This window comes from Chelativorans intermedius (assembly GCF_025398255.1).
GTDB classification, from domain to species: domain Bacteria; phylum Pseudomonadota; class Alphaproteobacteria; order Rhizobiales; family Rhizobiaceae; genus Chelativorans; species Chelativorans intermedius.
In genome coordinates, this window is sequence record NZ_JAODNW010000049.1 from 1 (window position 1) to 8,725 (window position 8,725).

Here is an 8,725-nt window from a genome sequence, read left to right on the forward strand (position 1 = left end):
TCTTTCGCATTCGTCTGCTCCTTCAAAGTTGGCGCAGACTCTACATCACGGTGAGGGATTTTGCGGGGGGCAGGTCATGCGTAATTTACGTAGCATTGCGGCCTTATATGATCCGGTTCTGCTGCGCAGCGTGATCGGAAGAAATCACGGAGAACTGGAGCATGGAACCTATCCTCTTATATGGCTTTCCGCTGGGAAGCTCTATGGGGCTCGTTGCCGCTTTGGAATGGCTGGGCAGACCCTATAAGCTCTCTCGCGTCGATATGCTGGGCGAGATGCGCGAACCATCCTACAGGCGGATCAATCCTCGCGTCGAGACGCCTGTATTGATCACTGACGGGGGCGAGGTGCTTACCGAAACCATGGCCATTGCCGCCTGGCTGGAAGCGCGCGACGCGGAGCGGCGCATCAGCTTCGATCCGCTATCGCGCGAGGCCGACCGGATGCACCAGCTGATGGCATTCATAAACACGGGGTTTACGGGAGCGTTCGGTCCTCTTTGGGCCGCGATGGAAATGCAGCCGCCGAACCCGGCAATGCAGTCTGCCTTGAGGGAATGGGGAGGCGAGGGCGTCATCGAACGTCACGAACGGCTTGAGGAGATGATCGGAGATACTCGATTCCTGGTTGCTGATCACCCCACGCTGGCTGATGGCATTCTGATCGGTGTCGCCCGCTGGCTCAATTTCCACCAAGTGGCTGACAGGTCCCGTTGGCCGAAGCTCGCTGCTCTCAGAGGCCGTATCGAAGCCGACCCCGCCGTCATCTATGCAACGGCGCTGGAAAATGGCGAGATAGGGGCAGGCAGTGGGGCATGCAAGGGGCATCTCGAGCTGACCGAAGTCATCGATCGGTTCGGCTCGAAGTAGCCGCCGAAGCGCGCGGGTCACGATGGGAATCGCTAACCCGCGCGCGAAACCTTCACGCACATCAGGACAGGAGGCAAGTAAAGGGATGGCAAACTGCCTTGACGCGGTCAAGAGACCGGCAGGTCCCTATAGTTCAGGACGATCCCGTGGCGCCGGATCAGGACCACGCCATATCCTGGCGGCTCCCCGCTGCGCTCCAGTTTGTTCCTTTTCATGTCCAGATCGAACTGGACGTGCGGGCTCTTGAGCGTGGCGAAGGGGTGCCCGGCCCACAACCCCGATGCGTTCCGATGGACATGACCACAAAAAAGATGGGTGGGGCCACGGCGTTTTTGAAGCAGAGCAGCCAGGACGTCAGCGTCGAGAAGCCTCAGCCGGTCGAGCGCCGGCACGCCGATGTCGAAGGGCGGATGATGGAGGAAAACGAGAAGCGGCTTGTCTCCCGCCAACTCGATTTGTTCGGCGATCCAGCGAATGCGGGCCGGACACAACTCGCCGTGATGCTTGCCGTCCTGCGCCACCGTGTCGACATACAGGATGCGTGCGTCGCCAACGGCCTCAGCATACTGAATGAAGCCGTCATGCTGGCCAGCTTCCGGAAAGACGCTCAGCAGCGCCTCGCGGTCGTCGTGATTTCCGGCGAGGAGGCGATACGGCGTTCGGGTCGCCTCCAACTCATCGCGCAGGATGCGATAGGCGCCAGGGCTGCGAATCTGGATGAGATCGCCGGAGATGACGATGCGATCCGCATCCGCGTGCTGTGCTTCGATTTCCTCAAAGCACGCCCGTAGCCGCCGTAACGGATCGACGCCGGCCGGCCATTCGCGATCCGGTTCGACTAGATGGAGGTCGGTGAGCCAGATCAACTTGTTCATGCAGGCGCCCCTTTCATCTGATGGGAGGTGGCGATTGCCGAGAGATCGGTTGCGGGGTCGCGCGGCGCGCCGCCGGCCTCCTTGCGCTCCGAATAACGATCGGTAAGTGCTTCCACATGCGGGCGAAGAAGAACGGTGAACCGTATGAGTTCCTCGACCACGTCGACGATTCTGTCGTAGTAGCTCGATGGCCGCATCCGCCCCGCCTCATTGAATTCCTGGAACGCTTTGGCAACGCTCGACTGGTTGGGGATGGTGAACATGCGCATCCAGCGGCCAAGCAGGCGCAGCGAATTGACCGCGTTGAAGGACTGCGAGCCGCCGGAGACCTGCATGACGGCGAGCGTTCGCCCCTGCGTCGGCCGCATGCCACCCATTCTCAGTGGAAGGTGGTCGATCTGCGCCTTCATGACGCCGGTGATCTGTCCGTGACGTTCGGGACTGCACCAGATCTGGCCTTCCGACCACATGGCGTGCTCACGCAGTTCATGCACCGCAGGGTGATCGTCGCCGCTGATTTGATCCGGCAGCGGAAGATCGGACGGATCGAAGATGCGCGGCTCGCCGCCGAAGAAGCGTACGAGGCGTGCGGCCTCCTCGACGACGAGGCGAGAATAGGATCGCTTCCGCAGCGATCCGTAAAGCAGCAGAATGCGCGGCGGGTGCCGCAGGCTGTCGGGAAGGCTTCGAGCGGGGCGCTCGAACGCATAGTGCGGGTCGAGCGCAGGAAGGGAATCGGGGTCGGTCAGCGTGCGGAGTCTCATACGTGTTCCACTTTCGTTGAGGGGTTGAGGAGAAGGAGAGCGGCGAAGCTGGCGGCGCCGAGTGCAGCGGTGAGGAGCAGCGCTGAGGCCCCATAGCGTTCCATAAGCAGCGCGAAGAGGAATGGCGCGCCGGCTTGCGCGAAGCGCGCAGGAACCATGAGAAGGCCCTGGCGAAAGCCGTAACCGTCAGGTCCGAAGATCGCGAGCGGCAGGGTCCCCTTGGCGATGGTCAGAACGCCGTTTCCGGCGCCGTGCAGTGCGGCGAACACCATCGCCGCCGGAGCGCCGGCGCCCAGGATCACGAGAGCACCGAGGGGATGGGCAACGGCCGCAAGCCGCGCCGATAACAAGGGATGAAACCGCCTGAGAAAGCCGAACTCCAGAAGGCGCCCGGCGACCTGCGCGGGGCCGACGAGCGCGGCCGCCACGATCGCCGTCGCTGGCGCGGCACCGCTCTCCCGCAAGAGCCCCGGTAGATGCGCGGCCATGGTCGTGCTCGTGAACCATGTCGCGGCGAAGACAAAGGCGAGCAGCGCCATGGCGGCGTTTTGTCCCGCCGGCGCTGGTGGCGGTGCGGATGACGCCTGCTTCTTGCTTGCTATTGCGGCTTGCAGCGCGGTTGCTGGGACGAGAAGACGGTTGAGCGGTAGGCCGATGACAATGTGCGCCGCGGCCCAAACGAAACACGCCATGCGCCATCCGAATTCGCCTTCAAGCCAGGCGGAGGCCGGCCAGCAAACGGTGCTGGCAAATCCGGCGATCAGCGTCACGCCCGTGATGGCGCCGCGGGCCTCGTGGCCATAAAGGCGGGTCAGTGTAGAAAACGCAGCCTCGTAAAGACCCACGGCCATCCCGGCGCCGATGACGAGCCAGGCGGCGAACAGCAGCGTTGTCCCCTGTGCGGCGCCCAGCAGTGCAAGACCAGCTGCAAAGATCAGGTTCGAGAGCGTAAGCACGTCGCGGCCGCCGAAGCGGTCGATATAACGCCCGGCGAAGGGGCCCAATAGTGCCGCTACGACGAGCGCGGCAGAGAACGCCGCGAACGCCATGCCAGTCGGGACGCCAAGCTCGCGCGCCATCGGCCCCGCGAGGATGGCCGGCAAGTAATAGGTGGAGCCCCAGGCCAGGGTTTGGGCGAACCCCAGCGCCCCGACCGCGATTGCCTGTCTGGTCGTCCCGTTCACTTCCGGTGGCCTTCGAACGACCCATCGATCACCAATGCCTCGATGATCGATGTATACGGGTAAAAAATATCAGCCGCATCAGACCCTCTTTCTTTGGGAGCGAGCCAGGGCGTCAGCAACTGCCTTGCCGGCGATGATGCAGTCCGTGGCTTCGAGCCACGCCTCGACAGCCGTCTGGAAAGCTTCGCGCCCCTTGTCGGTCAGGGTATAAACCTTCCTCTCCCGGCCATGGACGATCTCGGCATGCGACGACAGATATCCGCCCGCCTCGAATTCGTTGAGCATCGGATAGACAGTGCCCTCAGTAGGGCTGCAGCACCCCTTTGTCGTCTTGTCGACCGCCTGAACGACTTCGTAACCGTGCATCGGCTTCTGATGCAGCACGCTCAACACAAAGAACTTCGAAAGCGACATCTTGATCGTTCCCTGCCAGTACGCCCGATCGGTGTAGTCGGGCGCCGGCCGAGGCGCGGGATGAGTTGATCTTGCGGAACGAGACATGCGCTCCGTATATACCTCAATGATCAAGGTATCAAGTGATGGCCGTGGTTAGAGGACCGAAGGAAGGTGATCATTCGGCTTTCGACTCCACCAATCTGTCCCAAGCGGCCATGGCGGCGTCGACAATCGCTTCCATCGCCGCGACGGAGGTCCCGTCGCGCGCCTGAACGGAGAGACCTTGGGTGACGGTGGTATAGAAGGCGGCGAGCATGCGCGCATCGGCACCAGCCGGAACATCCCCCTCGGCAATGCCGCGCTCGATGCGGTGGCGCAGCACCTCCTCGCCGAGCGCCCGGTTCTCCCTGAGAAACTGGCGCACGGCTTCGTTTTCCGGCGTGCCGAGTAGTGAGGCAAGCACCACCATGCAACCGCGCGGCTGGTCGTCTCGCGCATAGGCTCGCGCATTATGGCGAAGCATCGCCTCTACCGCGGCTCGCGCGGTCGGCGCCTCATCAAGTGCGCGCTGGATGGGCGCGCCCTCGGTCGCGTCATATAGGGCTACTGCCTCGCGGAACAGCGCCTCCTTGCAGCCGAAGGCCGCATAGAGGCTCGGCCTGTTGATGCCCATCGCCTCGGCGAGCTCGCCAAGCGAAGCGCCTTCATAGCCGCGCGCCCAGAACACTTCCATGGCGCGCCGCAACGCCTCTTGCCTGTCGAATGTCCTAGGCCGACCGCGTTCCGCCATACCGCCTCCTTTTTGTACCTATCAATACATAAATTGATTGACCGGCCCGAGCAAGGTCGCTAAAAATTCTGTACCTATCGATACATAAATATCGGAGCGAGACATGCAGGATCTCATCGGTAAGGCGGCCCTCGTCACAGGAGGCAGCCGTGGCATGGGCGCAGCCATCGCCAGGACGCTTGCCACGCGCGGAGCCGACGTGGCCATCACATATTTGAACGGGATGGACAAAGCCCGCGCAGTAGTCGCCGAAATCAGGGCCTACGGGCGCAAAGCTCTGGCGATCCGTGCCGACAGCGCCGATTCGGCGGCGATCGTGGCGGCGGTCAACGAGGCGGCCGCGGGCCTCAGTCGGCTCGATATCCTTGTCAACAATGCCGGCATCTTTCCTCACGGCCCCCTTGAGGAGGTAACGCCAGAAGAGATTGACCGGACGCTGGCGATCCATGCTCGAGCGGTGTTTCTCGCCTCCCAAGCGGCACTGAAGCACATGGGCGCCGGGGGGCGCATCGTCTCTATCGGCTCGTCGCTCGCTTGGCGGGTGCCTTCGGCCGGGATGACGCTCTACGCCATGAGCAAAGCGGCGCTGATCGGTTTTACCAAGGGGTTGGCGCGCGATGTCGGCGTGCGCGGCATTACAGTGAATGTAGTCGATCCCGGTCCCATCGACACCGACATGAACCCCGCCGACGGCGAGGCGGCGGACGTCGAAAAGGCGCTGACGGCGCTTGGAACCTATGGTCGGCCAGAGGATGTGGCGACTCTCGTAGCGCATCTGGCGAGCGAGGCCGGGCGCAACATTACCGGCGCCTCGCTGGCGATCGACGGCGGGGTCACCGCATGATGGCACGGCTCTATGTGGGCGCAACCGGCACCGAGGAAACGCCTTGGGAGAACGCCGCATGATTGAACGATGCAATCCATCCGACGTGCACGCGCCGCTTGGCGGCTATTGCCACACAATCAAGGTTCCAGCCGGATCGGAGCTCGTATTCGTGGCTGGGCAGGTCAGTGCTGACCGAAAGGGCGTGACCAAGGAAGGCGTCCGCGCGCAGACGCAACAGGCCCTGGCAAACCTTGTGGCTTGTCTTGCTGCGCATGAACTGACGATTCGCAATGTCGTCAGGCTGACTGTCTACCTGACGGATCGGGCGCATATCCCCGAAATGCGCGAAGAGCGCCGCTTCGTTTTCGGGACTTCCACGCTGCCGACGACAACCCTCTGATCGTTTCCGGCCTCGCTATGCCGGAACTGCTTTTGGAGATCGATGCCGTTGCTACACGTGCGGTCAACGGCACCGCCAGACAGGCCGGACGCACGATCATCGGTGCACCGTCGGATCTTACCGGCGGTGTCTCCAGATGATGGCCTGGCTCTATCTGCTTGCGGCCGGCCTGCTCGAGATCGTCTGGGCCACAGCCCTCAAATACACGGAAGGATTCACCCGATTTGGTCCCAGCGTTCTCACTATCGGGGCGGCTACGGCCAGTTTCTTCCTGCTGGCGCACGCCCTCAAGGCTCTGCCGATAGGCACCGCCTATGCCATCTGGGTCAGTATAGGTGTGGGTGGCGTTACGATCTTCGGAATCGTCGTCTTCGGCGAACCCGCATCCCTTGCCCGGATTGGCTGCCTTGCCCTGATCCTTGCCGGCATCATTGGCCTGAAGGTGATGGGGGGCCAACCCTAATCCTGGTTCGAGATTGGCTCCATAGGATCCCATAAGATTTCGACGCGAGAGGTCCGACCTGAGAGCGCTGCGCTTTGCTGAACACCTAGTCTAGCTTGGACAAGGTACCTTGCCGTCGCGAATCGATTGGGTAACGGTGGTTCATGTACTACATTAGGAATGACTAGTCGCCGGCCTGCCAGCGCCAATACTATTATATTCGATACCTGCCGGGCCGGTTCAACTGCTGTGAATGTTCGCGGTCGCTTGAAGCAGACAAGCGGGGGCTTTCGGCGTTCTAAGCTCCGAAATGGCGCACCCGACAGGATTCGAACCTGTGACCTCTGCCTTCGGAGGGCAGGGTGCAAAGCAGCAACCGAAGAAGAGCGCCTCGAACTGGCGCGGCCGCCTCATGATCATATGTTTAGCCACACGAGAAGGGTGGCATCGCGGCAATCGCACCATCCGATTTCTACGCCATACTTTCCGTTTGCCGCACAGCTTTAAACAGAGTCTTCCATCACACCGATACCATCGCTTTCTATCGGGAAGACTTTCGTTTTGAGGAGAGCCCTTATGACCCGGCCTGCGGAGCCAACTATTAGGCGAACCATCAGGCGACACCAACTTCGCGAAATCGTGCCGCTCGCCGACACGACCATCTACGAGATGGAGCAGCGCGGGGAGTTTCCCCGGCGATTCTATCTGACATCCCGTTGTGTGGTCTGGGACCTGGCGGAAGTGGAGGACTGGCTCGAAGAGCGGCGCCGGGCGTCCGACGCCAAGGCCACGCGGCGCGCGCCCATGCCCGATGTCCGCCTGCGGAAGACCCGCCCCGTCAGACGCTAGGATCGGGAGCCGGTAACTCCATCGATGGCGGATAGAGGGTTGGCACATATTTCTGCCCCGCCGCCCAAGCGTCCACCAGATTGGCCCATTCCTGCAACATGTGCCGGCGTTGATGCTCGTATTCGGCCTTGTTGTAGACACCTCGTGACGAACGGCCATCCTCGTGCGCTAAGCATTTTTCGATCCAGTCGCTGTTGAAGCCGATCTCGTTCAGAAGCGTCGACCCGGTGCGGCGTAGGTCGTGAACCGTGAACGGCTCTAACGGTAGATCTTGTTCTCTCGCTCGTTTGATAACGGCCATCGTGACGCGATTGAACGTTGCCCGCGACATTGGCGCATCGGCATCATACCGCGACGGAAGGAGATACTTGGAGTTTCCGGAACAGGTTTTGAGGGCGACCAGGATGTCGAGTGCCTGTTGTGCCAGGTAGACGTTGTGCGGCTTCGACCGCTTCATGCGCTCCTTCGGGATCGACCACACCGCATTCTCGAAATCCACCTCTCCCCAGGTCGCGTCCAGCAACTCGCTCTTACGAACCATCGTCAGAAGGATCAGCTTCAGACCTAGCCGGATCGTCGGCAGCGTTGCCACATGCTCGAGTTGATTGAGCATGATGCGGATCTCCGCCGGTGACAGCGCTCGATCTTTCGGCACGAAGGTCGCAATTGATGAGGGGCCGACCTCGTCTGCCGGATTGGGGACTTTTTCGCCATGCAGGATGGCGAACCCGTAGATCTGCTTGACGATGTCGCGAACATGGATCGCGGTCGCGGGGGCTCCCCTGTCCTTCACTTTGCCACACAGCGCCCGGAGGTCATCAGGTTCGATCTCAGCAAGCAGCCGCTTGCGAAACTTCGGCAGGATGTCGCGCTCATAGATCGTTCGACGCATGGCTCGCGTACTGTCGGCCATTGATGCTTCCTGAAAGTAGCGCTCGCCGAACTCACCGAAGCTCTTCGCCTCTTTCAGGCGGCGCTTCTCCCGGCGCCTCTCATGGGCGGGCGAATGGCCTTCGGCGACCATCCGCTTTGCATCGATCAGCTTCTCGCGTGCGCGGGCGAGAGAGAGCCCGCCCCGGCCGTAGTGTCCCAGGGTCACTGTCTCCCGCCGGCCGTTGAGACGGTAGTCATAGCGAAACACGATCTTCCCTGACGGATGGACGACGACGTACATACCGTCACGATCGGAAACCTTGTACAGTTTCTCACGTGATTTCAGTGTTTTAAGAGCCACGTCAGTGAGCATCTGCCCCTCCTAGAGCGGGATGAAACGAGGCTGAATCGGCAGGGATTCCCTTTGGCGGTGAATTCTGATTCAACATGCTGGCTG

11 protein-coding genes and 1 tRNA gene are annotated in these 8,725 nt (G+C 61.7%); 5 read left to right on the forward strand and 7 right to left on the reverse strand.

All coding sequences use genetic code 11. The annotated features are described in order from the left end of the window. The first annotated feature begins 161 nt into the window (after positions 1–161). On the forward strand, positions 162–869 hold the full coding sequence (locus NYR58_RS19695) for a glutathione S-transferase family protein (protein ID WP_261522848.1): 708 nt from the start codon (positions 162–164) through the stop codon (positions 867–869). Between the two features lie 107 nt (positions 870–976). On the opposite strand, the gene NYR58_RS19700 is transcribed toward NYR58_RS19695, so the two are convergent. From NYR58_RS19700 to NYR58_RS19720, 5 genes are all read right to left on the reverse strand, one after another. Next, positions 977–1,744: a phosphodiesterase gene (locus NYR58_RS19700; RefSeq protein WP_261522849.1), complete on the reverse strand. Its 768-nt coding sequence runs from the start codon at positions 1,742–1,744 to the stop codon at positions 977–979. Further along, positions 1,741–2,508, reverse strand: a complete 768-nt coding sequence (arsH, locus tag NYR58_RS19705) for an arsenical resistance protein ArsH (protein WP_261522850.1) — start codon at positions 2,506–2,508, stop codon at positions 1,741–1,743. Before arsH ends, NYR58_RS19700 begins: the two co-directional genes overlap by 4 nt. Continuing rightward, entirely contained in the window at positions 2,505–3,692 is a 1,188-nt protein-coding gene (locus tag NYR58_RS19710) for an MFS transporter (RefSeq protein WP_261522851.1), read from the reverse strand. Before NYR58_RS19710 ends, arsH begins: the two co-directional genes overlap by 4 nt. A 78-nt stretch (positions 3,693–3,770) precedes the next feature. Further along, the gene (locus tag NYR58_RS19715) at positions 3,771–4,106 is read right to left on the reverse strand and encodes a PadR family transcriptional regulator (RefSeq protein ID WP_261522852.1); all 336 of its coding nucleotides are present in this window, start codon (positions 4,104–4,106) and stop codon (positions 3,771–3,773) included. A gap of 157 nt (positions 4,107–4,263) precedes the next feature. Continuing rightward, positions 4,264–4,878: a TetR/AcrR family transcriptional regulator gene (locus tag NYR58_RS19720; protein ID WP_261522853.1), complete on the reverse strand. Its 615-nt coding sequence runs from the start codon at positions 4,876–4,878 to the stop codon at positions 4,264–4,266. 103 nt (positions 4,879–4,981) lie between these two features. On the opposite strand from NYR58_RS19720, the gene NYR58_RS19725 reads away from it, so the two are divergent. From NYR58_RS19725 to sugE, 3 genes are all read left to right on the forward strand, one after another. Beyond that, positions 4,982–5,722 (forward strand): 3-oxoacyl-ACP reductase family protein, encoded by a 741-nt coding sequence (locus NYR58_RS19725; RefSeq protein WP_261522854.1) that lies wholly within the window; start codon positions 4,982–4,984, stop codon positions 5,720–5,722. Positions 5,723–5,780: 58 nt separating this feature from the next. After that, the gene (locus NYR58_RS19730; RefSeq protein ID WP_261522855.1) at positions 5,781–6,104 is read left to right on the forward strand and encodes a RidA family protein; all 324 of its coding nucleotides are present in this window, start codon (positions 5,781–5,783) and stop codon (positions 6,102–6,104) included. Positions 6,105–6,243: 139 nt separating this feature from the next. Then, entirely contained in the window at positions 6,244–6,567 is a 324-nt protein-coding gene (sugE, locus tag NYR58_RS19735) for a quaternary ammonium compound efflux SMR transporter SugE (RefSeq protein WP_261522858.1), read from the forward strand. A 290-nt stretch (positions 6,568–6,857) separates the two neighbouring features. On the opposite strand, the gene NYR58_RS19740 is transcribed toward sugE, so the two are convergent. After that, positions 6,858–6,949: transfer RNA gene (locus tag NYR58_RS19740), tRNA-Ser, on the reverse strand. A 173-nt stretch (positions 6,950–7,122) separates the two neighbouring features. On the opposite strand from NYR58_RS19740, the gene NYR58_RS19745 reads away from it, so the two are divergent. Then, positions 7,123–7,395, forward strand: coding sequence for a helix-turn-helix transcriptional regulator (locus tag NYR58_RS19745; protein ID WP_261522856.1), 273 nt, complete (start codon positions 7,123–7,125; stop codon positions 7,393–7,395). Here the strand turns inward: NYR58_RS19745 and NYR58_RS19750 are convergent. Continuing rightward, positions 7,385–8,641 (reverse strand): tyrosine-type recombinase/integrase, encoded by a 1,257-nt coding sequence (locus NYR58_RS19750; RefSeq protein ID WP_261522857.1) that lies wholly within the window; start codon positions 8,639–8,641, stop codon positions 7,385–7,387. The two genes, NYR58_RS19745 and NYR58_RS19750, sit on opposite strands and share 11 nt — an antisense overlap. Between the last annotated feature and the right edge of the window lie 84 nt (positions 8,642–8,725).

What these genes read in the sequence shown, in the direction of transcription:
- NYR58_RS19700 (WP_261522849.1), bottom strand. Translation starts at nt 1,744, where the DNA reads ATGAACAAGTTGATCTGGCTCACCGACCTCCATCTAGTCGAACCGGAT.
- sugE (WP_261522858.1), top strand. Translation starts at nt 6,244, where the DNA reads ATGGCCTGGCTCTATCTGCTTGCGGCCGGCCTGCTCGAGATCGTCTGG.
- NYR58_RS19730 (WP_261522855.1), top strand. Translation starts at nt 5,781, where the DNA reads ATGATTGAACGATGCAATCCATCCGACGTGCACGCGCCGCTTGGCGGC.
- NYR58_RS19715 (WP_261522852.1), bottom strand. Translation starts at nt 4,106, where the DNA reads ATGTCGCTTTCGAAGTTCTTTGTGTTGAGCGTGCTGCATCAGAAGCCG.
- NYR58_RS19750 (WP_261522857.1), bottom strand. Translation starts at nt 8,641, where the DNA reads ATGCTCACTGACGTGGCTCTTAAAACACTGAAATCACGTGAGAAACTG.
- NYR58_RS19720 (WP_261522853.1), bottom strand. Translation starts at nt 4,878, where the DNA reads ATGGCGGAACGCGGTCGGCCTAGGACATTCGACAGGCAAGAGGCGTTG.
- NYR58_RS19745 (WP_261522856.1), top strand. Translation starts at nt 7,123, where the DNA reads ATGACCCGGCCTGCGGAGCCAACTATTAGGCGAACCATCAGGCGACAC.
- arsH (WP_261522850.1), bottom strand. Translation starts at nt 2,508, where the DNA reads ATGAGACTCCGCACGCTGACCGACCCCGATTCCCTTCCTGCGCTCGAC.
- NYR58_RS19695 (WP_261522848.1), top strand. Translation starts at nt 162, where the DNA reads ATGGAACCTATCCTCTTATATGGCTTTCCGCTGGGAAGCTCTATGGGG.
- NYR58_RS19725 (WP_261522854.1), top strand. Translation starts at nt 4,982, where the DNA reads ATGCAGGATCTCATCGGTAAGGCGGCCCTCGTCACAGGAGGCAGCCGT.